Origin of the sequence: Streptomyces sp. NBC_01618 (genome assembly GCF_045209435.1) — a bacterium.
In the GTDB taxonomy this organism is placed as follows: domain Bacteria; phylum Actinomycetota; class Actinomycetes; order Streptomycetales; family Streptomycetaceae; genus Streptomyces.
The window spans coordinates 486,643-507,920 of sequence record NZ_CP109297.1 but is presented as its reverse complement, the minus strand read 5'-3'; the positions used below and the strand labels follow the sequence as shown (position 1 = coordinate 507,920).

Below are 21,278 nucleotides of genomic sequence, written 5' to 3'. Positions count from 1 at the left end.
TGGCCGTCGGACCACCCGCATCTCGTGCCGGACCACTGCGTCGAACAAGTCGACGGAAGGTAGCCAGGAGACCGCCGGGATCACTCCTCGACGAACATTCCGCTGCGGAGCTTGTGCAGAATCCTGCTGATCAGCCGGGATACATGCATCTGCGAGATGCCGAGCTCCGCGCCGATCCGGGACTGTGTCATCTCCTGGCCGAAACGCATGTCGACGATGCGGCGCTCACGCGCGTCCAGACCACCCAGCAGCGGCGCCAGCGCGTGCAGGTTCTCGACCGTCTCCATGGCGGGATCCGGCCCGCCCAGGACATCGGCGAAGGTGCGGCCCGCCGTATTGTGCCGACTGGAGTCGTCCGGATCGGCCGGCATGTCCAGCGAACCCGCCGTGTATCCGTTGGCCGCCACGATGCCCTCAGTGACCTCCTCCTCGCTCAGCCCCAGCTGCTCGGCGAGTTCCGGGACGGTCGGCTCGCGGTCGAGTTCCGTGGTGAGGGACTCCTTGGTCCTGGCTATGTCGACCCGCAACTCCTGGAGCCGGCGCGGGACATGCACCGCCCAGCTGGTGTCGCGGAAGAATCGTTTGATCTCACCGGTGATGTACGGGACCGCGAACGAGGTGAACTCGACCTCGCGGGAGAGATCGAACCGGTCGATGGCCTTGATCAGCCCGATGGTGCCGACCTGGACGATGTCCTCCATGTCGCCGCCGCCCCGGCTCCGGAACCGCCCGGCGGCGAACCGGACGAGGGACAGATTCATCTCGATGAGGGTGTTGCGCGCGTACTGGTGGGCGGGGGTTCCCTCCTCCAGGGCCCGCAGACGTTCGAAGAACAGCCTGGACAGCTCCCGCGCGTCGGAAGGCGCGACCTTCCCCGCGTCCTCTATCCACGGCAGTTCGCCGCCGTCCGCGGCAGCCTCCGCGAACCCAGTGACGTCCGCAGGATCCTGGGCAGCCACCCTGTACCTTCCGGTTCCTGTCGGCATGTCGGCCGGCGTCGACCGTGCGTCCTGCGCCCGCTCCGCACCGGCGGTCCGCGCAGTGTGCGCCGTCATCTCGTCACGCTCCCCTGGTCGTAGGCCATGAGGTACATGCGTCTGCCCCGGGGGGAGGCGCCCATGCGGAAAAGAGAAAGTCGATCAGGTCACACGGCAGTAATGGCCGCGAATCGCCGTGATCGGCCGTCGTGTTCCTACGGAGGCCGGACGCGCCGGGCAGCGAAACCGCCCCACCGGTACGGGGGAGCCCGGTGGGGCGGTCGTCTCCAGACTGCCACAGCCAACGGCGCAATGGGGACCGACCGGCGTATATCCAGCGGTAGTTGAGTCGAAATCGATGGTGGCGCGACTCGGGGACGCTGCCCGGACGGGGCAGTCGCGCGGGTGGCCGACGATGGTGTGCGTGACCGCGGGGGAGTCCTCGGTCGTGTAGTAGTGGCTGCTGAGTCCCGAGAACTGGGCCGTTTCCCCGCCCTCCAGAAGGTGCGGGACGTCGTTTCCTTGCTCACACCCGTCGCCGCCGAGGGTTCGCGCAGGCTTCAACCGCGGGCCAGCCGCCGCCGGTTCAGATTTCCGGCCAGTGACATCCGGACGCCGACGGCATCGGGCCGCTGAGCCTGTGGCGGACGCGGGGGTGCGGGCAGGCCGACGCTGGCGGGCGACTCGGACCCCCTTCCTCCTCGCTCCCGGTGGTACGCGCAGGTCAGCGGCACAATCTACCGGCGCGGCCGCCATTGGGTCAGGTTCCGGGGGCGTCCGCGGCTTCGGGCCCCGCCACCAGGTAGTTGAGCACGCCCGCCTCGCGGCCCACATCGAGGCTGGAGACGGAGGAGGGCAGGGCGAGCGTTGAGGGCATCAAAGGATGGCTGATGAATGTCCGGAGGATGGACACCGGGGTGGGGCATATCGCTCCGACGGGCAGAAAAAGGGTGGTCGTGTCCGGGCGGGGCCGGTGCTGGGATCATGAGGTGAGCGGGGGAAGACGCGACCAAGGGGGCGTGATGATTTCCGAGCCGGAAATAGCGGGCGAGCCGGGCAGAGGCGGGGGCGGCGAGGCGCGGGACGGGGGCGGGGCCGGCGAGGTGCTGGGTGCCTTCGGCCAGGGGCACATGGGCTTCGGCCAAGGGCGCATGGGGGAGCCGTGGCCGCGCAGGCCGTGGCGGTGGGCGCTGGGCGGAGCCGTGGTGGCTTCAGTCGTGTGGACGGCGGCGCTGCTTTTGTTCCCATGGGGTGACCGGCAACCGGACATGCACGGATACCGGTTGAACGAAGCCCCCTGCGCGACTCTGTCACTGAAGGCACTCGGTACGGCGATCGCACCGAGAGAGCCCACGGGCGAGGAGGGATCAACGGGCAGGGCGGATTCAGGGGTTCTGAACGACCCGGCGCTGGATCAGGCCAGGTGTTTCATCGCCCTTCGATCCGCCGCCGGGCCGGAGCGTTCCACCAAGGGCTGGTCCACTGGTTACTCCGTCGGCGTCATGGTGGAACTGCACAAGAAGACCGACCCCGCTGCCGAGTTCGAGGCGAAGCGCGGGGTGACAGATTTCGGCGTCGATCCCGGCGTGAAGGTGGAGGCGGTCGCCGACCTCGGCGACAAGGCGTATCTGCTGACCTCGGACAACGGTATCGCGGAACTGCGCGTGCTGGAGGGCGGCGCGGTCCTCTCGCTGTCTCTATCATCCTCCCTGCAGTACGAGGACAACCTCGGCGGAGCGCCGATGGGTGACGGACCGGACCTCCCCGATCTCTCCCCGTACCAGTCCGCGATGATCAGCGACATGCGCGACCTCATGGACGGCCTCAAGCGCTGACGGTGACCCAGGAGTTGGGGCGATCGCTCCCGCATCCGCTCCCGCATCCGCTCCCGCGCCGTGCCGGGAGCGGCGGGAGCGGCGGGAGCGGGCAGCGGCCGGCCGGCACCGGGAAAAAGACGTGCGTACGGCCTTCGGTGCTGTCAGGCTGCGCCGGTGAACCGTGAAGAGATTTCCAGGCTTGCCCATGCCGAACACCCGATCAAGTCCCCGCTCGACGACGAATCGGTGCGACAACTCCTGGCGCACGGCGCCCCGCGCGGGGGCGAGCGGGTGCTCGACCTGGGCTGCGGCGGCGGAGAGTGGCTGCTGCGTGCCCTGACCGCGCACCCACGGCTGTTCGCCGAAGGCGTCGACACCTCCGAGGACGATCTTCGGCAGGCCCGAGAGGCCGCGAGCCGTCTCGGCGTCCAGGAACGCCTCGCACTGCACCACGAGGATGCCGCGCAGTTCCGATCCGCACACTCGTTCGACCTGGTGTTCAGTGTCGGGGCCGCGCATGCCTTCGGCGGACTGCTGCCCACGCTCGCGGCGGCGCGCACACATCTGGCTCCGGGTGGACGCGTCCTGATCGGCGACGGCTTCTGGGAACGTGAGCCGTCGCAGGAGGCCATCGAGATGCTCGGCGACTTCGCCGACCTCGCGACCACCCTGGACCACGTCGCCGCCGACGGGTGGACTCCGGTCCACGGTCACGTCAGCACGCGCCGCGAACTGGACGACTACGAGTGGTCCTGCTGGGGGTCGCTCGCCTCCTGGGCCCTGGACCACCCCGACCACCCGGACAGCCCGCAGGTGCTGGAGACGGCCGCGGTCCGCCGCACCGAATGGCTGCGTGTCTACCGGGACACCTTGGGCTTCGTCACTCTGGTCCTGCGACGTACAGCCGACTGAGCCACGGCGGGTCGCCGGGATCTTCCAGGCTTGCCCGGTGACCTGCCGTCAAGAAGGTTCGCCTAGAAGACTGCTGAAAATCTTGTTGAGGGGCTGTTTGGCCGTAGGCCGGGCGGCCCCTTCTTCGTCATGGGGTGGCCGGGGCGAGGTGCCAGGTGGTGTTGGTGCGGGTGAGTCCGAGGTTGATCAGTCGGCGGAGGTTGAGGGCGGCGGCGCGGTGGTGGAGTGCGATGTTGTTGGCGATGACGCCTCGGTAGCGGACTCTGCGGTTGCCGTGGGCGACGAGCCAGGCGATGGCGCGTTCGACCGGGGGCCGCCATCGGCGGTATTCGTCCTGCCAGGCGGTGTCGGTGGCGGCCTGGACGCGGGCTGCGGTCAGCAGTTCGTGCTGAGGGTGGACGTTGATAACCCGTCCGGTCTTGGAGGTTGTGCAGCGTTCCCGCAGCGGGCAGCCGGTGCACAGCCGTTTGAACTGGGCGGTGCGGCCTCCGTCGGCCTTGGTGCGGCCCAGGTTCGCGGTCTGTCCGGCCGGGCAGGTCACGGTGGCGGCGTCGGTGTCGACGTGGAAGTCGTCGATGGTGAAGCCTCCGGGGACGGCCTGCCGCAACGGCGGCGGCTTGACCACCAGGACGTGGCCCTGGGCGGTCAGTTGTTCACGCAGGTCGCCGGTGCCGTAGGCGGAATCGCCGAGCACGGTCAGCGTCTCGCCCTCGCTGTGGTCTTCGTCGGCCAGCAGGTCCAGCGCGACGGCGGCCTCGTGGTTGTCCGGCCCGTAGCCGCTGGTTAACGCGACGGCAGTGAACAGTCCGGCCTCTGGCTCGAAGGACACGTGCCCTTTGAAGCCCTCCTGGTGGCGGGTTCGGTTCTTGTGGATGTGCCGGGCATCGGGGTCGACGGTGGACACCGTCCGGTCGGGCACGGTGCGCATGGCGATGCGCCAGCGTCCGTCGCGGCCGTCGGAGTCCTCGGCCGGCTCCACGTCCTGGCCTGCGACGAGGGCGAGAAGGCCCACCGCGTTCGCGGCCCGCTCGCCCAGCTCACGCTCGGGAAGACGGCCGAGCATGTTGAGCGCGTCGGTCACCAGGGCGTCGACCAGCGCCTCGCGGGCGGCTTCGTCATTCCAGGCGATCCTGGGTTTGCCGGGGTCGGTGTAGTCGTGAGCAGTACACCACCGGCCGGCGACCTCGCCGGCGCCGGGGACCTCACGGATCACCCGGCGGATCGCGGCCACGATCTGGGTGACGGTGTCCTGAGTGGCCACCGCATCGTCCAGGACGGTGGAGTCCAGCGCCCGGCGCTGCTTTCCTCTGAGGACACCGGTGGCAGTCACCACCTCTTTGACCTTGGTGAAAATCCGCGTCGGGTCGGCCGAGCGGGCGAGCCGGCGCCGGAAATAGGTCAGCAGCGAGGGATCGAAGGCGGTGTCGTACAGGCCCAGCCCGCAGGCGGCCTTCCAGCGCAGGTCACACCGCAGTTCCTGGACTGTCTCGAAGTCCGACAGCCCCTGCAGGCTCTGCAGTACCACCATCGCGGCCAGCACCTGCGGCGGCAACGACGGCCGTCCGTTGGCCGACGGATACATGTCCGCGAAGAACTCTGGCGGGAACAGCACCTCACGATGCTCGGCCAGGAAAGCGAACACACTCCCTGCCGGGATCAACTCCCGGCAGGTCTCCCACACATCCGGCCCGACCATCTCCCCGGCCCATTCCCCCTGCATGCTCACAAGACTGGCCCCGGACCTACCGGTCCGGGGCCAGAACGCAAAAGATTTTCAGCAGTCTTCTAGGCTCTTGTTGTGAAATTCGGCGTGAACATACTCAATTTCGGTGTCGGCACCACCCCGGCAAGCCTCCTCCAACAGGCTGTGGACGCACGTGAGTTGGGGTACTCCTTGGCGATGATCTCCGACCACATCGCGGTCACCCCCGATGTGCACGAGACGTATCCGGCCCCGTTCTACGACCAGTTCGTGCTCGCCGCGCACATTGCCGGACGGGTACCCGGCCTGGCGCTCGGCACGACCGTCACCGTCATCCCGTACCGTCACCCGCTGCAGACGGCCCGGCTGGCCGCCAATATCGACAACCTGAACGCCGACGGGTTCATCCTCGGTGCGGGGATCGGCTGGTCCGGGGCCGAGTACGCCGCGCTGGGCGTGTCCTTCGCCGAGCGGGGGCGCATCACCGATGAATACCTGGCCGCGATCCGGGCCGCCTGGGCCGAGGACCCCGTGACGTTCCGGGGCGACTACGTCTCGTACCAAGGCGTACGGACCGCGCCCGCGCCGGCATCCGCTCCCGGCCTGCCCGTCTGGGTCGGTGGCAATTCGGCCGCCGCCCAGCGCCGCGCCGCCCGGCTCGGCGAGGGCTGGCACCCGTACCGGCTGCCGCTCGACGCGATCCGGGCCGGGCTGCCGTTGATCACCGAGGAGGCCGAACGCGTGCAGCGCCCCGTTCCCGCGCTCGTGCCCCGGCTGCAGATCCGCGTCACCGACGCCCTCCTCGGCGAAGAACGCCCCGCCGGACACGGCACGATCGACCGGATCCGGGCCGATCTGGCGGAGCTCGGCGAGCTGGGCACCACCCATGTGCTGCTCGACGTCAACCCGGACACACCCGCCGAGCGCGGCACCGCGGGCGACGACCGGAGGCTTCTCGAACTGCTGGTGAACAAGGTCGTGGACCCGGTCACGGGCGGAGTCCGCTGAGCGTCGTGGGAGATGTGGGAGACGTGAGAGACGGTACGGAGGTCGTCGCGGCGGGCACTGCGGTCCGATGAACGCCCCGGCGGTCCGGGAATACACGCACGCGGAGGCGCCTTCCTGCTGCTGTGGCGAGTGGTGACCGGCGCGGCCCCGGCGCCGTGCACGGTCACCGCCACGAACATGGATCAGGAGAGAGGAAGCTCATGCCCAAGGCGTACGTGTTCACCCGCAACGGCGGACCGGAGGCCGAGGCCCTCGTCGAACAGGACGTGCCGGTGCCCGGTCCCGGCGAACTGCTCGTCGCCGTCCGGGCGGCCGGGGTCAACCCGGTCGACTGGAAGCTGCGTACGGGGTACATCAGGCCCGGCAGCGAGCCGCAGCCGTTTCCCACCGTGTTCGGCAGCGAGGCGGCCGGAGTCGTCGAGGGCGTGGGCCCGGACGTCGAAGGATTCGCGGTCGGGGACGAGGTCTTCGGCAATCCGGTGACCGGCGGCTACGCCCAGTACACGCTGCTTCCCGTCGCCGTGACCGCGCACAAGCCGGCCGGTCTGTCGTTCGCCGACGCGGCTGTGCTGCCGGTCGCCGCTGCCACCGCGTACGACGGTGTGCGCCAGCTCGATCCCGCCCCCGGCTCGACCCTGCTGATCACCGGGGCCGGAGGCGGGGTCGGCGTCTTCGCGGTTCAGCTCGCCCGCCACGCCGGTGTCGACGTCGTCGCCGCCGCGAGCGCGGCCAAGAAGGACTTCGTCGAGTCGCTCGGCGCGGTGCACGTCGAATCCGGCCCCGGTCTCGCCGACCGGGTGCGGGCGGCGGCGCCCGACGGCGTCGACGCGATCTTCGACCTGGTCGGCGGCGACACCCTCAGGAGCGTGGCCCCGCTCCTCGCCGACCCGGCGAGGCTGATCAGCGCCGGGGGCAAACCACTGGCGGTGGAGCTCGGCGGGGCGGCGGTCGCCCGCGCCCGCACCGCGGCCGTCCTCGAAAAGGTGGCGAACCTCGTCGTCACCGGAGTCCTGCAGACGCATGTGACCGCGACCTTCCCGCTCTCCGGGGCGGGAGAAGCACTGCGCTCCGTGGAGAGCGGACACGCGCGCGGGAAGACCGTGATCAAGGTGGCCGCGTGAGCGCTCCGCGTGCCGCCGCCGGTGACGGGCACCCGCTGGACAACCCGGTCCGCGCCGCGCTGACCGGTCCGCACGCCCACTTCGCCGAGCACCGCGGCCGCGTCCTGCGCTACCCGGCGGACGTGGCCCCCTGGGTCGCGGTCCCGGACCCGACGGAGCCCGCGGACTGGGCCGACGCCGCGGCCCTCGCCGGACCCGGCGGCGCGGTCACCCTCACCGCGTTCCGGGAGCCGCCACCGGCAGACTGGGAGATCACCTTCCACGCCGAGGGCGTCCAGCTCGTCGACGCCGGGGTCGCGGCGGCCCCGCTTCCGCAGGCCGTGCGGCTGGGACCCGCCGATGTACCCGAGATGCTCGACCTGGTCGCCCGCACCCGGCCGGGGCCTTTCCTGCCCCGTACGGTCGAGCTCGGCACCTACCTCGGCGTCCGGCGCGAAGGGGTGCTCGTCGCGATGGCGGGCGAGCGTCTGCGCCCGCCGGGCTGGAGCGAGATCAGCGGCGTCTGCACGGACGAGTCCGTGCGCGGCCAGGGGCTCGGCACCGGGCTCGTTCTCGCGGTCGCCCACGAGATCAGGGAGCGCGGCGAAACGCCGTTCCTGCACGCCTCCGCCGCCAACACCAACGCCGTCCGGCTCTACGAATCGCTGGGATTCGTGCTCCGCCGCCGGACATCCTTCCTCTCGGCTCTCGTAACGGAGCACCCGCCGGCACGCCTGCCGGGGTCCGGCGGTGTCCGTACGGCAGCCGTGCGGTGATCTCCGGCAGGGGACCTGCGGCCCGGGACTTTCGGGCCGAAGGTCCACCGGCCGCCTCCCGTCGCGGGACCTTCGGCATGCTCCATGGGGCCGTAAGCCTCGTGTGCCGTCCCCCGCGATCCGGGTGGACCGGGACGGAACGCCGGCACGGGCCGGCAGATCCCGGGAGTCCCTGTCGTACAACACGACGGTGGACCTCCCCGTACTGGGGATCGCGCTCCGGACTGGCCGAGGTGCTCGACCTGGCCCGCGCGGGATCGGTCGAGGTCCACGTCGAGACCTACACGCTGGACGAGGCGCCGCTGGCGTACGAGCGGCTGCACCACGGCAAGGTCAACGGTCGCGCGGTCATCCTCCCCAACGGCTGACCGCCCGGGGCCCGGCCCCGTCAGGACCGTGCGGGCCGTCGCAGTGCACGACGGCCCGCACGGTCGTTCTCGCGACGGATGCGCGGCGCACCGCACACCGGTCTACCGTCGACCTCGACGGCGGCCTCGGCGCCATCCGCCTGCCCGGTCACAAGACCTGAGGCGGGTCTGCCCTGCGGCGCAGCACCGAGTCCGCCAGCCCCGCCCCGCACTTCTGCAACAGGCTGTACGCGAGAACCGGCAGGAGCACCTGCGGGCTGCTGGGCAGATTGGTCGCCGCCAGCACCGCACCGGCGCTGCTGTTGTTCATTCCGCAGCTGAGCGTGATCGCCACGGTGTCCGCGCGGTTCGCCCGTACGGGCCAGACACCAGCCGATCACGAAGGAAGCCGCGCACAGCGCCCCGGCCACGACGAGAGCAATGCTCAAGACCTGTGGATCGGACTCGGGAGGGGTGCCTCGCGGAACGCGGAGGGCGTACCTTCCCGAGTGATCGACTTCTGGTCATCGAGTAGGCCCGCGTTGCAGCGCGGGTCGGGAAGGCACGCCTGTGCTGAGCGTAGTCAACGAGGACGGCACCACCCAGAGCGGCTCCCTGATGGACGACATCGTCCGTGAGGGCGCCCGTCGAATGCTCGCCGCGGCCCTGGAAGCCGAAGTCAACCAGCACATAGCCGTGTTGGCGGGCGAGCGGGACGAGGCAGGTCGCCGTCTGGTGGTCCGTAACGGTCACCACCGCGAGCGGACGGTGGCCACCGCCGCCGGGCCGATTGCGGTGAAGGCGCCGCGGGTGAACGATAAGCGGGTCGATGGCGAGACGGGCGAGCGCAAGCGGTTCTCGTCGAAGAGCCTCGCCCCCTGGTGCCGGAAGTCTCCGAAGATCAGTGAGGTCCTGCCCCTGCTCTACCTGCACGGTCTGTCCTCCGGCGACTTCGTGCCCGCGATGGAGCAGTTCTTCGGCTCAGCGCTGGGCTCTCGCCGGCCACGGTGACCCGGCTGACCAAGCAGTGGAGCGATGACCACGCTGCCTTCCAGGACCGGGACCTGTCCGGATCCGACTACGTGTACGTGTGGGCCGACGGCGTCCACCCCAAGGTCCGCCTCGGCCAGGCCCGCTCCTGCGTCCTGGTCCTCATGGGCGTGCGCACCGACGGCAGTAAGGAGCTGATCGCGCTCTCCGAGGGCCTGCGCGAGTCGACCGAGTCCTGGGCCGACCTCCCGCGGGACTGCCGTCGGCGCGGCATGCGCGATCCCGAGCTCGTCGTCGGCGACGGAGCCATGGGTCTGTGGCGGGCCCTGGCCGAGGTGTTTCCGCAGGCCAGACATCAAAGGTGCTGGGTTCACAAAACCCGGAACGTGGTCAAATCACGATCACGGCGTTCTCCACCTGGAGCCTGAGCAAGCTCGCCGACCACCTCATCAAGCAGAAGGTGACAGCGGCCATCAGCAGGGAGACCCTGCGCCGGATCCTGCGCGCCGGCAAGATCTCCTGGAAGACCACCACCACGTGGAAGGCGTCCACCGGCCCGGAGTTCATCGCCAAGATGCACCGCGTTCTTGCGTTGTACGACACCCCGCCTGCCGACGGACGGGTGATATGCGTCGACGAGTTCGGGCCGCTGAACCTGATGCCCCGCAAGGGCAAGGCGTGGGGCCCGGTGAGGCGTCCGCGCAGGCTGCGGGCCACCTACAACCGCTACGGCGGCGTGATGCACATGCTCGCCGCCCTCGATCTGGCCACCGGCAAGCTGTACTACCGCATCCGAAAGCGCAAGCGGTGGCGCGAGTTCCTCGGCCTGCTCAGGGCCCTGCGAGCCCGCTGGCCAGGGGAGAAGGTCTACGTGGTGCTGGACAACTTCTCCCCGCACAAGCACGCCGAGGTGCGGACCTGGGCCGCTGACAACGACATCGAGCTGGTCTTCCTGCCGACCTACGGGTCCTGGCTGAACTGGATCGAGTCCGAGTTTGCGGCCCTGCGCTACTTCGCACTCAACGGCACCGACCACCGCAGCCACGACGAGCAGAACGCCGCCATCGCCTCCTACGTCCGCTGGCACAACGCCAACGCCGAGCCGAAGACGGCCTTCGCACCCGACTCACCGATCAGGTCCTGGACCGAATACCCGGCGAAGGCTGCGTGACAATCACTCTCCGTCCAGCGACAGCAGATCGGCGCCGGTGTCGAACCAGAAGCCCAAGGCATTGGTCAGAGCGAATACCAGGTCCTCGGCGAACGGATCGCACTCCGCTACCAGGACTGCTCTCACAGCGGCCGGATCGGGCTGAAGACCTGCTTCCTCGGCCCAGGCCACAGCCTGGCTGGTGACACTGTCCGGATCTCCGATCCACTGCTCGGGAAATCCGTAGTCGCGCGCCATTTTGGAGGACAGGACGGACTGCCACGTCGGACCACTGGGACTGGCAGCCTGCACCGTCGCGAAGTCGCTATCGAGGACATGCACGACAAGGACCGGGGCCCCTGTCTCGGCGATGATCGAGCCGTCGGGATCCCCACCCGGAGACGCTTTCAAGATCTGCCAGGCCCCGTCCCTGGCCCACCACAACGGCAGACAGTCTGCTGCCTGCATCGCCCACAACTCGGTTACCGGCTGACCGGTTCGCGCCACTATGAAGGACCCCGTGAACCCCATAGGCCCCGACCTTAGACCCACCAGCCGACACTCCGACCTGCCCTGTCACCGGAGCAGCATGATGGGCCGCCATGTATCAATTACCGGGTCGACCCATCGAGCAGAGCCACTAGCACCTTTCACCAGGAGCATCCCGATGCTGCCCTGGCGAGAACCACAATGCTGTCAACATGAGTCGTGAACAAAGCCTCTCCCCAGAGCGCCGCGGGAGAAATTGTCAATACTTGTGGATGGCTCATCAGCAACGGTAGGTGGTGAGTGACGAGGCATACTGTCCGTCGTGACGACGTATGACCGCATCGGTGCGACCTACAATCACACGCGACGACCCGACCACCGGATCGGTGTCAAGATCCACGAGGCGCTCGGCGATGCTGGCACTGTCATCAACGTCGGTGCTGGTGCCGGCTCTTACGAACCACCGCAAACAGTGCTGGCGGTTGAACCCAGTGCAGTGATGATCGCCCAACGTCCGGCCGGATCTGCGCGGGCCCTGCAGGCATCCGCGGAGTCGATCCCCATCGCCGACGACTCGGCCGACGCGGCGATGGCCCTGCTGACCGTGCACCACTGGACGAACCTGGAAGCCGGCATCGGGGAACTCCTTCGGATCGCGCGGCAGCGCGTCGTCATCTTCACTTGGGACCAGGCCACCTTCCGCAGGTTCTGGCTGCTGGACGAGTACCTGCCGGAGGTAGCCGCGTTCGACGACACACGGGCGGTCCCAATCGACCGGCTGGTTGCGCTGCTGGGAGGCGCCCGCGTCGAGAAGGTCCTGATCCCGCACGACTGCACCGACGGATTCGGGGCTGCATTCTGGCGCCGACCTAAGGCATACCTCGATCCGGAAGTGCGAGCAGGCATCTCGATGCTTGCCCAATCCGGCGAGGAGGTCCTCCGCCCGGGCCTGACCCGGCTGTCCAGCGACCTGTCTTCCGGCCTGTGGCACGAACGGCATGCTGACCTGCTCGGCCGCGAAACATTGGACGCCGGCTACCGACTTCTCGTAGCGGACCTTTAGGAACATGCGGACGACCGACTCCCCACTCAGGCAGATTCATGCCTTCTACGGTGGGACTGGGTTATGCCGCGAGGGTCTCGGGTCGTTCGGCGAGTTGGCCGCGTTCGAAGCGGGCCCCGGCGCGGACGAGAGCGACGAGATGGGGTGCGTTCACGGCCCGCCACCGGGCCTGGGCGGACTCGATGAGCTTGAAGACCATGGCGAGGGCGGCGGCCCGGGAGCCGGCGCCTTTGGTGACCTCGGTCCGCAGTCGCACGGTGGCGAAGGTGGACTCGATCGGGTTGGTGGTCCGCAGGTGGATCCAGTGCTCGGCGGGGAAGTCGAAGAACGCCAGCAGCTCGTCCTCGTCGTCCGTGATCCGCTTGACGACCTTGGGGTACTTCGCCCCGTAGGCCCGCTCGAAATCGCGGACGGCCCTGACCGCGTGCTCCTTGTCCTCCGCGTTGTAGATCTCCTGGATCGCACGCTTGGCCGCGGGCTGGGCGGACTTCGGGAGGGCGTCGAGCGCATTTGCGGTTTTGTGAACCCAGCACCGCTGGTGGCGAGTGTCGGGGAACACCTCGTTCAGTGCGTTCCAGAAGCCGAGCGCGCCGTCGCCGACGGCCAGGACCGGAGCGCGCATGCCCCGGCGGGCGCAGTCCCGCAACAGCCCCGCCCATGCCTCGGAGGATTCGCGGTAGCCGTCTGCCATCGCGATCAGCTCCTTCGTGCCGTCCGCGCGCACACCCATCAGCACCAGCGCCGCGGCCTTCGCCTCCTCCAGGCGTATCCGCAGGTGCACGCCGTCCGCCCACACGTAGACGTAGTCCGTGGCGGACAGGTCTCGGTCCTGGAAGGCGGTGTGGTCGGCCTGCCACTGCGTAGTCAGGCGGGTCACCGTCGCGGGCGAGAGGCCGGCTGACGAGCCGAGGAACTGCTCGAGAGCGGGCACGAAGTCCCCCGACGACAGGCCGTGCAGCGGCAGTACCTCGCTGATCTTCGGGGACTTCCGGCACCACGGCGGCAGGATCGCCGAGGCGAACCGCTTGCGCTCCCCGGTCGCGTCGTCGATGCGCTTGTCGTTCACTCGCGGGGCCCTGACCTCCACTGCCTCGGCGACTGTGGTCACCTTCCGCGGCTGGTGGTAGCCGTTGCGCACGACCAGACGCCGACCGTCACCATCCCGCTGATCAGCCAACTCGGCTATGTAACTGTTGACTTCCGCTTCCAATGCGGCGGCCAGCATCCGCCGAGCGCCCTCGCGGACGATGTCGTCGATCAAGGAGCCGTCTCGCGTGGAGCCGTCGTCATTCACTACGGTGAGCACGGGCGTGCCTTCCCGACCGACGCGCCAACGTCGGCCTACTCGATGACCATCAAAGGATCATTCGGGAAGGTACGCCCTTCGCGTGTCTCCCGACACCGATCCACAGGTCATGAGCATTGCTCGAGCCGCGGAGTCCGTCGTGCCTGCGTCTGTGGGCCGCCCTTCTGCTGTGGACCTGTCTCATGTACGGGGAATGGCGACGCGTACGTCACCGCACCGATGGGTGCTGATGTGTGGCCCAGTGTTCGGCGGCGGTGATGCCGAGCAGCACAACGTCGTGGTAGCTGCCGGCGAAGAATTCATGCTGACGAAGCCGTCCCTCCTCGACGAAGCCCAGCCTGCGGTAGAGGGCGAGGGAGGCGTCGTTGAAGGCGTAGACCTCCACCTCGCACTTGTTGTAGCGCTGCTCGGCGAACATGTAGGTGAGGACGAGTTCGGTAGCCTCGGCTGCGTACCCCCTGCGGCGGTGATCGCGGATGATCTCGATACCCGTCCTGAATCGTCCCGCACGGCTGTCGGTCTCTCCGACGGTCACAGACCCTGCGAATGTGTGGTCGGCCGCCGCCTCGATCACCAGGCGGAATGCTTCACCTCCCGGCGGACGCCCGGCCCGCTCAGCAGTCCAGGAACGAAAGCTCTCAGCAGAGCGTGGAGGGTCGACCAGGTCGGCGTTGCGGACATCCACCGTGTTCTGGGCCAGGTCACGAAAGCCTTCCCAGTCTTCCCGCTCGACACCCCTCAGGCGTACCTTCTCACCGGTCCACATGTCACTCATGGCGACCACCACTTCGATCGGTTGCAGGCCTTCGCCATGCACGTCAAATACCGGAATATACTGGCGAGATGCGGTCGCGTATTCAGCGGGCTCTACTCTGATGCCGCCTGCTGACTCTCCCGGGGAAGAGCCCAAGGTCGCTACAGAGCCCGGCGCGTGCGGATGAGAGGCAGGGCGAGCAGACACATTGTGGCGCCAGGACGCGACAGCGGCCCGGACGCCTGCCCTGTTGTGTGGATCGGACTCGGGAGGGGTGCCTCGCGGAACGCGGAGGGCGTACCTTCCCGAGTGATCGACTTCTGGTCATCGAGTAGGCCCGCGTTGCAGCGCGGGGCGTCGTCCCGCGGCCTCACCAATGAAGACTTCGCAGTCCTCGATCAATGGCTCCGGGCCACTTGAGGCTCCCCGCGGTGATCCACAGGAATTGACAATTGCTCCACGACGACGGCCGCGACCAGCAGCGCGGGCCGCGGGTGGAACAGAAAGCCGCCAAGCGCCCCGCAGGCGTTGCTGTAAGTGAGCAGCACCGCGTCGACGAGTCCGAGCAGCCCCAGCCATGGCAGATGTCGTTCGAGCATGTGACGGGGCGTCATCCATTGGGCGGCCAGACCGGCGACGCACGGCACGATCACGCTGATCACGGCGAACGCTCCGCCGTCCGTTGCGGCCATGCGCGACAGGTCGTGGGCGTAGTGGCCACGCGTCACCGTCGAGGCCACCGAGAGCATCAGCGGAATGGTCAGCGGACTGAGCAGCGTGGAGGCGAGCACGATCCCCACGACCAGTGAGTGGTTGCCGGCTGCCCGGCCGCCCCAGACCGTGGCACCTGCCGCGACCGGCATGGCTCCCACGAGCGCGAGCCCGGTGATCAGCCCGCTGCAGCCGTCCGTATCGGGGAGTCGCCCCAGCGCCGCGGCGAGACAGGGCGGCAGGGCCAGCGGAATGAGGGTGTTGGCGGCCATTCCCACCAGCAGTGACAACGGCCGGCGGACGAGCCGCGGCAGCTCTCCGGCAGGCACCCGTAACGCCGCGGTGAAGAGCAGATGGGCCAACAGGAGCGACGGCAGGGTGAGCTGCGTACGGGCGCCGCCGGGGACGGGCACCGCGGCGAGGTGGACCCGCCGCAGGGCCAGTCCCGCCCCCGGCAGCAGCGCGGCCGCCGCGTACGCGGTCACCGTCACCCAGGTCAGCCGGCGTTGGAGGAGCGAGAGCGCACGCGGCACCACCGGCGGACGGGCGACACGGGCGGCACGCACGGGAGACATGAGGGGCATCGCACGGGACCTCGATGAGGGTGGGACCTGAACGGACCGGTCACTGCGGGAGCGGCAGTGCCTTTCGTATCAGCGTGGTCCCGAGCCCCACCCAGATCGCGGCGAACAGCCATCCGGCGAGCACATCCGTCGCCCAGTGCACCCCCAACAGGATCCGGCTCAGGCCGACGGCCACCGCCCAGCAGATCACCAGGGCGGCGACGGCGGTACGGAGAGCACACGGCCCCGTCCCGCCGCGCGTCCGGAAACCGATGGCCGTGAGCAGAAGGCCGGCCATCAGCGCGGACGTCGTCGCGTGTCCGGAGGGGAAGGCGAAGCCGGAGGCGTGCGTGGCCCAGTCGCCCAGCGGTGGACGGGGCCGGGCGATCAGCTCCATGAGACCGTAGCGGACACCCTGTGCGAGCAGCAGGAAGGCCAGGGCGCCCGCCGCGTACTCCAGCCGCCGACGGGGGTCACGGCCCGCGATCAGCCCGGCGATCACCGCCGCCGCGTACGGGAACACCCCGGTGCCGGTCGCCGTGACGGCCCGCGCGGCCGCCACGAGGCCCGACGGCCGGTGCCCCATCGACCAGTCGTGGGCGGCCCGGTCCAGGGCGGGCGGGGCGCCGTGCCGGGTGGCCAGGACGAGAGCCGCCAGCGCGACGAGTCCGAGCAGCCCGACAAGAACGGCTCCCAGCGGTGCACGGAGCCGTAAGCCCACGGGTTCGGACCGGCCGCGCGCGAGCGTCGAGGCGTTCTCGGTCACCGGTTCGCCACCAGGGGACGCAGCGCGCTTTCGCGCAGCCGGACCACCACCGGGGCGCAGCGCCGCGCCGCGATTGTCAGCGGCCAGGCGACGAGCGCGCCCGTGACCAGCCCGATCAGCACATCGTGCGGGTAGTGCACACCGATCCACACCCGGGACGCCGCCATCAGCAGAGCGGCGGGCACCGCGATCGCCCCGAGTCTGCGATCGGTCAGCCAGATGGCCATCGCGGCGGCCGCCGCGATGGCGGCATGGTTGCTGGGGAAGGACCAGTCACCGAGTGCCGGGCAGGCCTCCACCGTGACGACATGCAGCGTCTGGCACGGCCGCTGCTCATGGAAGGCCGACTTCACCAGGTCGTTGACGATGTAAGCGGCCACCACGACGAGCGGGGTGCAGAGCGCCATGGCGGTACGGGCGGGGCCCGAGGAGCGCGAGCGCCACCAGGACACGACCATCAGCAGGGCGAACAGGGCCAGCCCGTAATCCGACCAGATGCGGATGGCGGAATCCAGACCGGCGGGGGAGCGCTGGGCCAGCTCGGTGATCCAGGTGTACAGGCCACCGTCGATCGAGGTGGCCGTGGAGGCGAGCGGCATCAGCTGTTGTCTCCTTCTGCGGTGCGCCGGCCGCGGGAGCGGAGCAGTTCGGCGGCGAGGGGGATGAGGGAGACCACGACCACGACAGCGACGATCGGCAGCAGATAGCGGTCGATGTTGGGCACCGAGGAGCCCAGCGCGTACCCGGCGAGAACCAGCCCGACGGTCCAGACCAACCCGCCGACGGCCTGCCACAGCATGAACAGGCCGGAGGGGACGTTGAGCGCCCCCGCCAGCGGGTTGAGCACCGTGCGTACGACGGGTACGAAGCGGGCCAGCACGATCGCCCGGGCGTGGCCGTACCTGGCGAGCAGCTCCTCGGCGCGGGCGGCGCCCTCGTGCAGCCGCTTGGCGCGGCTGCGGGCGAGCAGGGCCCGGCCACCGCGGCGGCCGATCCAGTAACCCGTCTGCGCGCCGAGCAGCGCGCCGGCCACGGCGGCGATCAGCACCTGCGGCAACGACAGCTCGACCGGCCCGTGGGTGCCCGACACGCAGAGAAGACCCGCCGTGAAGAGCAGGGAATCGCCGGGCAGGAAGAAGCCGACGAGCAGTCCCGTCTCGGCGAAGAGCACGACGGCGATGCCGAGCGCACCGAACGCTCCGAGCAGTGAACCTGCGTCCAGCACGTTCAGCGCTTGTGGCGCGGCCGCCAGTGAGAATACGGACACGGTGGAGGGTCTCCCATAATGGTGAGCGGGCGACCCGACGGAACGCCCGGACTGACTACAGTGGTGTAGACGGTCTACTTCACTGTAGACGCCCGAAGGGTGGAGGAGAGTTCCCATGTCGCAGGTGAAGGGGATATCGAGCGGAGAACCCGCCCCCCGCCCGCACGACGACCCGGCACCGGAAGCCGGGCCGGAGCGCCCGCATCCCACCGCGTCGGAGCGGCGCCCGTCCGGCGAGCTGGAATCCACGATCCTGGCGGCCCTGTGGGCGGCCGGTACGCCCCTGACCCCCGCCCAGGTGCAGGACGCGATCGGGGCGGCGCTCGCCCGTACCACCGTCGCGACGATCCTGTCGCGTCTCTACGACAAGGGTACGGTCACCCGCACCCGGGCCGGCCGCGGATTCGCGTACACCCCCACCGAGGACGCGCCGGGTCTGACCGCCCGCCGGATGCACAGCGAGCTGCGGAAGGAGGAGGACCGCAGCACGGTACTGGCGCGATTCGTGTCACAACTCACCGATGAGGACGAGCAACTGCTCCGGGACCTGCTCGACGGAGAAAACCGATGATCTACGCCGTGTGGGTTCCGCTGCTGATGCCCTTCGTCGCGGTACCCGCCGCCCGTCGCCTCGCGGACGCCCTGTCGCCGGTGCGGGCCGTACGGCTGCTCGCCTCGACTGGCATCGGCCTCGCCCTGTGCAGCCTGCTCGCCCTGGTCCTGTTGGTGGTGCCCGGCGCCACCCGGTTCTCCGCCGTCTCCGCCCTCGGCGAACTCGTCAGACCGCTCTCCGACGCCGCTCCGGCCGTCGCCGTACCCCTCGCGGCCGCCGCGCTGGCGCTGCTCACGGGCTGCGCCGCCGCGGTCGCCCGCGCCGCCCACCGCCACTGGGCGGAGCTGTACCGGGCGGTGCGACCGTCCGAGTACGCAGGCGGTGAGCTGGCCGTCCTGCGCGACAGCCGCGCCGACGCGTACGCGCTGCCCGGCCGTCCGGGCACGCCGGGCCGGATCGTCGTCACCACGGGAATGCTGCGTGCCCTGGACCCCGCCGAACGCGACGCGCTGCTGGCACACGAACGCGCCCACCTCACAGGCCGCCACCACCTCTTCCTCGCAGCCGCCGAGATCGCGGCACTCTGCCACCCCGCACTGCGCTCCCTGCGCGCCCCCATGGGCTACGCCCTGGAGCGCTGCGCCGACGAGGCGGCGGCCTGCGCCGTCGGCGACCGACGGATCGCCGCCCGCGCCATCGGCCGCGCCGCCCTCGCCGCCCGTGCCGCCGAAGGCGCCCCGCAGCCCCGTCCCCGGACGGCGCTCGCCGCAGCGGCCGGACCCGTACCGCGCCGCGTCGCCGCGCTGCTCGGCCGGAACGCCCCGCGGCCCCGCGTCGGCCGGGCTGCGGCTGCCGCACTGCTGGCCTGCCTGGTCCTCTCCGGAGCCGCCGCGCTCGACGCGACGAGCGATCTGCACAGCAGCATCGAGGCAGCTCAGGGCGAGGGCGCGCCGCACTGACGCCCCCGACCGCGGTGCGCCACGGCGCCGTCGAACACCACCTGCGCGGCGCCGTCGAACGCCAACCCGCATCGCCCGGAGATCGACCGCACAGCCGGTGAACAGCCCGCTCAGGGTCCGTCCTGAGCGGGCGTCACCCGCCCGTCCTCCACGTGCTCCCGCAGCCGGTCGAGGAAGACCCGCTGCCCCGTGACGAGCCGCTCCGCCGCCTCCTGGGGCGTGCACCAGGCGAACCGGTCGACCTCCGGGAACTCCCGCAGCACCCCGGACCCCCGCGGCCACTCCATGGTGAACGTCCCGGGAACGGCCGTCGCGGCATCGAGATCCGCCTCCAGCGCCCACACCGTCACGGTCTTGCCGCCGGACTGACGGGACTCACCGAGCGCCACCCACTCACCCTCCGGCACCGGACGGCCGAACTCCTCCTCGAACTCGCGGCGGGCAGCGGCCGCTGGTTCCTCGTCGGGGCCGTACTCACCCTTGGGGATCGACCACGCCGCGCTCTCCCGGCCCGCCCAGAAGGGGCCACCCATATGCCCGATGAGCACCTCGAAACCGGCGCCGTCCGCAGCCCCGGCCGGGCGGCGGAACAGCAGGAGACCCGCACTGCGCGTGGCGCGCTTCTGGGACGACATGCCGTCAAGTCTGCAGGCCGGCCCCGCACGCCGCCCCGGACGACACCCCTGCCCGCTGATCATTTCCGTCATCGAGCCGACTCGCCCTGTTTCCCCCGATGTTCCCGATGCCCCGTGGTGCGGGGCTGCACGCGCGGCCATGCTGTCCGCAGACAGCGCTTGCCGCCCGTGGACCCGACCGGGCAACCAACCTGATTCCAGGAGGATTTGTGGCCCTCGGCATAGTCGGCAGGACGACCGGACCGCGTGCGGGAACGGCGCGGCGGTACGGGACGCTCGCGCGACCGCTCGTGCTGCTGGCGACGGTGTCCGCGATGACGGTCGGCGCGATTCCGACGCCCAGTTCGTCGCCCGGGACCCGGACAGCGCCATCGTCACCCGGGCACGGCGCACCCTGCGCGAGATCAGGGCGGCCCACCCGGACTTCCTCGTGATCAACGGTGACCTCGTCGACGAGGGATCACCCGCGGACCTGGCCTTCGCCCACCGGATCCTCGACCAGGAACTCGGCGACTCGCTGCCCTGGTACTACGTACCGGGCAACCACGAGGTGATGGGCGGAAGGATCGACAACTTCATCACCGAATTCGGCCCCGCCCAGCGGACGTTCGACCACAAGGGCACCCGCATAGTCACGCTCGACACCTCCGGCCTCAGCCTGCGCGGCGGGGGCTTCGCCCAGATCAAGCAGCTCCGCGCCCAGCTGGACGCGGCGGCGAAGGACCGGACCGTCGACTCGGTCACGCTGATCGAGCACGTGCCGCCGCGCGACCCGACCGTCCAGAAGGGCAGCCGGCTCAGCGACCGCAAGGAGGCGGCCCTCGTCGAACAGTGGCTCGCCAACTTCCGCCGTTCGACGGGCAAGGGCGCGGCGTTCATCGGCGGCCACGTCGGCGTCTTCCACGCCTCGCACGTCGACGGAGTGCCGTATCTGATCAACGGCAATTCAGGCAAGGCACCGGCCGGTCCGTCCGACGAGGGCGGCTTCACCGGCTGGTCGCTGGTCGGCGCCGACCACATCACGCCCGGTGAACAGGGAGCCGCGCGGCAACGGCCGTGGCAGGGCGGGCCCGACTGGGTCTCCGTACAGACCCGCGCGCATGTCGACGCGCTGGAGATCGACACGCCGACGGTGCTCGGCACCGGCAGCCGTACGAAGGTCACGGCGACCGTCACGCAGGGCGCCCGCAGGGTCCCGGTCGGCTGGCCGCTGGCCGCGGACTGGACCGGATCCCCGAACGTCCACATCGGCGACCGGGACGACGCCCGCCACCGCCAAACGGCGGTCCTCGACCCGTCCACCGGCACCTTCACCGCACTCCGGCCGGGCACGATCACACTCGCCGTGACGGTCAACGGCACGACACAGCAGGCCCGGATCAGGTTCGAGGCGGCTGCGACCGCGTCGGCGGCCTGACGGACCGAAGGCCCGT

The 21,278-nt window shown here is 70.0% G+C and carries 20 protein-coding genes and 3 pseudogenes; 12 read left to right on the top strand and 11 right to left on the bottom strand.

Annotation, left to right across the window (positions count from 1 at the left end; genetic code table 11):
- Window positions 1–80 precede the first annotated feature (80 nt).
- Window positions 81–1,055, bottom strand: coding sequence for an RNA polymerase sigma factor SigF (locus tag OH735_RS02315; protein ID WP_406378988.1), 975 nt, complete (start codon window positions 1,053–1,055; stop codon window positions 81–83).
- A 944-nt stretch (window positions 1,056–1,999) separates the two neighbouring features.
- Between OH735_RS02315 and OH735_RS02310 the strand changes: the two genes are divergently transcribed.
- Both OH735_RS02310 and OH735_RS02305 read left to right on the top strand, forming a co-directional pair.
- On the top strand, window positions 2,000–2,812 hold the full coding sequence (locus OH735_RS02310) for a hypothetical protein (RefSeq protein ID WP_406378986.1): 813 nt from the start codon (window positions 2,000–2,002) through the stop codon (window positions 2,810–2,812).
- A 156-nt stretch (window positions 2,813–2,968) separates the two neighbouring features.
- On the top strand, window positions 2,969–3,706 hold the full coding sequence (locus OH735_RS02305) for an SAM-dependent methyltransferase (RefSeq protein WP_406378984.1): 738 nt from the start codon (window positions 2,969–2,971) through the stop codon (window positions 3,704–3,706).
- A 127-nt stretch (window positions 3,707–3,833) separates the two neighbouring features.
- On the opposite strand, the gene OH735_RS02300 is transcribed toward OH735_RS02305, so the two are convergent.
- On the bottom strand, window positions 3,834–5,426 hold the full coding sequence (locus tag OH735_RS02300; RefSeq protein ID WP_406378983.1) for an IS1182 family transposase: 1,593 nt from the start codon (window positions 5,424–5,426) through the stop codon (window positions 3,834–3,836).
- 90 nt (window positions 5,427–5,516) lie between these two features.
- On the opposite strand from OH735_RS02300, the gene OH735_RS02295 reads away from it, so the two are divergent.
- From OH735_RS02295 to OH735_RS02280, 4 genes and pseudogenes are all read left to right on the top strand, one after another.
- Entirely contained in the window at window positions 5,517–6,416 is a 900-nt protein-coding gene (locus tag OH735_RS02295; RefSeq protein WP_406378981.1) for a TIGR03619 family F420-dependent LLM class oxidoreductase, read from the top strand.
- 200 nt (window positions 6,417–6,616) lie between these two features.
- Window positions 6,617–7,537: an NADP-dependent oxidoreductase gene (locus tag OH735_RS02290; RefSeq protein ID WP_406378979.1), complete on the top strand. Its 921-nt coding sequence runs from the start codon at window positions 6,617–6,619 to the stop codon at window positions 7,535–7,537.
- Window positions 7,534–8,292 carry a GNAT family N-acetyltransferase gene (locus OH735_RS02285; protein WP_406378977.1) on the top strand — a complete coding sequence of 253 codons (759 nt, stop codon included), beginning with the start codon at window positions 7,534–7,536 and terminating at the stop codon, window positions 8,290–8,292. The genes OH735_RS02290 and OH735_RS02285 overlap by 4 nt, the downstream gene beginning before the upstream one ends.
- Window positions 8,293–8,486: 194 nt before the next feature.
- Window positions 8,487–8,660: pseudogene (locus OH735_RS02280) on the top strand (zinc-binding dehydrogenase); the annotation flags it as partial.
- Between the two features lie 148 nt (window positions 8,661–8,808).
- Here the strand turns inward: OH735_RS02280 and OH735_RS02275 are convergent.
- Window positions 8,809–8,970 carry a hypothetical protein gene (locus OH735_RS02275; protein ID WP_406378975.1) on the bottom strand — a complete coding sequence of 54 codons (162 nt, stop codon included), beginning with the start codon at window positions 8,968–8,970 and terminating at the stop codon, window positions 8,809–8,811.
- Between the two features lie 239 nt (window positions 8,971–9,209).
- Between OH735_RS02275 and OH735_RS02270 the strand changes: the two are divergent.
- Window positions 9,210–10,054: pseudogene (locus OH735_RS02270) on the top strand (IS256 family transposase); the annotation flags it as partial.
- On the top strand, window positions 9,946–10,800 hold the full coding sequence (locus tag OH735_RS02265; RefSeq protein WP_406378973.1) for an IS630 family transposase: 855 nt from the start codon (window positions 9,946–9,948) through the stop codon (window positions 10,798–10,800). The pseudogene OH735_RS02270 and the gene OH735_RS02265, both read left to right, overlap by 109 nt.
- A 3-nt stretch (window positions 10,801–10,803) precedes the next feature.
- On the opposite strand, the gene OH735_RS02260 is transcribed toward OH735_RS02265, so the two are convergent.
- Window positions 10,804–11,247 (bottom strand): hypothetical protein, encoded by a 444-nt coding sequence (locus tag OH735_RS02260; RefSeq protein ID WP_406378971.1) that lies wholly within the window; start codon window positions 11,245–11,247, stop codon window positions 10,804–10,806.
- Between the two features lie 343 nt (window positions 11,248–11,590).
- Between OH735_RS02260 and OH735_RS02255 the strand changes: the two genes are divergently transcribed.
- Window positions 11,591–12,331 (top strand): methyltransferase domain-containing protein, encoded by a 741-nt coding sequence (locus OH735_RS02255; RefSeq protein ID WP_406378969.1) that lies wholly within the window; start codon window positions 11,591–11,593, stop codon window positions 12,329–12,331.
- 61 nt (window positions 12,332–12,392) lie between these two features.
- Here OH735_RS02255 and OH735_RS02250 read toward each other — a convergent pair whose 3' ends face one another.
- From OH735_RS02250 to OH735_RS02225, 6 genes are all read right to left on the bottom strand, one after another.
- Window positions 12,393–13,637 carry an IS256 family transposase gene (locus OH735_RS02250; protein WP_406378967.1) on the bottom strand — a complete coding sequence of 415 codons (1,245 nt, stop codon included), beginning with the start codon at window positions 13,635–13,637 and terminating at the stop codon, window positions 12,393–12,395.
- A gap of 208 nt (window positions 13,638–13,845) precedes the next feature.
- Entirely contained in the window at window positions 13,846–14,412 is a 567-nt protein-coding gene (locus tag OH735_RS02245) for a GNAT family N-acetyltransferase (protein ID WP_406386374.1), read from the bottom strand.
- A 377-nt stretch (window positions 14,413–14,789) separates the two neighbouring features.
- Complete coding sequence (locus OH735_RS02240; protein WP_406378965.1) at window positions 14,790–15,677, bottom strand: sodium-dependent transporter; 888 nt, start codon at window positions 15,675–15,677, stop codon at window positions 14,790–14,792.
- A gap of 49 nt (window positions 15,678–15,726) precedes the next feature.
- Complete coding sequence (locus OH735_RS02235; protein WP_406378963.1) at window positions 15,727–16,431, bottom strand: phosphatase PAP2 family protein; 705 nt, start codon at window positions 16,429–16,431, stop codon at window positions 15,727–15,729.
- Window positions 16,428–17,030, bottom strand: coding sequence for a phosphatase PAP2 family protein (locus tag OH735_RS02230; RefSeq protein ID WP_406378961.1), 603 nt, complete (start codon window positions 17,028–17,030; stop codon window positions 16,428–16,430). Before OH735_RS02230 ends, OH735_RS02235 begins: the two co-directional genes overlap by 4 nt.
- Window positions 17,030–17,698: a DedA family protein gene (locus OH735_RS02225; RefSeq protein WP_406378959.1), complete on the bottom strand. Its 669-nt coding sequence runs from the start codon at window positions 17,696–17,698 to the stop codon at window positions 17,030–17,032. Before OH735_RS02225 ends, OH735_RS02230 begins: the two co-directional genes overlap by 1 nt.
- Before the next feature lie 115 nt (window positions 17,699–17,813).
- Between OH735_RS02225 and OH735_RS02220 the strand changes: the two genes are divergently transcribed.
- Both OH735_RS02220 and OH735_RS02215 read left to right on the top strand, forming a co-directional pair.
- Window positions 17,814–18,269 carry a BlaI/MecI/CopY family transcriptional regulator gene (locus OH735_RS02220; RefSeq protein ID WP_406378957.1) on the top strand — a complete coding sequence of 152 codons (456 nt, stop codon included), beginning with the start codon at window positions 17,814–17,816 and terminating at the stop codon, window positions 18,267–18,269.
- A complete protein-coding gene (locus tag OH735_RS02215) occupies window positions 18,266–19,210 on the top strand; it encodes a M56 family metallopeptidase (RefSeq protein WP_406378955.1) in 945 nt (314 codons plus the stop codon). Before OH735_RS02220 ends, OH735_RS02215 begins: the two co-directional genes overlap by 4 nt.
- Before the next feature lie 110 nt (window positions 19,211–19,320).
- On the opposite strand, the gene OH735_RS02210 is transcribed toward OH735_RS02215, so the two are convergent.
- A complete protein-coding gene (locus OH735_RS02210; RefSeq protein WP_406378954.1) occupies window positions 19,321–19,845 on the bottom strand; it encodes an NUDIX domain-containing protein in 525 nt (174 codons plus the stop codon).
- Window positions 19,846–20,176: 331 nt separating this feature from the next.
- Here OH735_RS02210 and OH735_RS02205 point away from each other — a divergent pair.
- Window positions 20,177–21,262: pseudogene (locus OH735_RS02205) on the top strand (metallophosphoesterase family protein); the annotation flags it as partial.
- Window positions 21,263–21,278 lie beyond the last annotated feature (16 nt).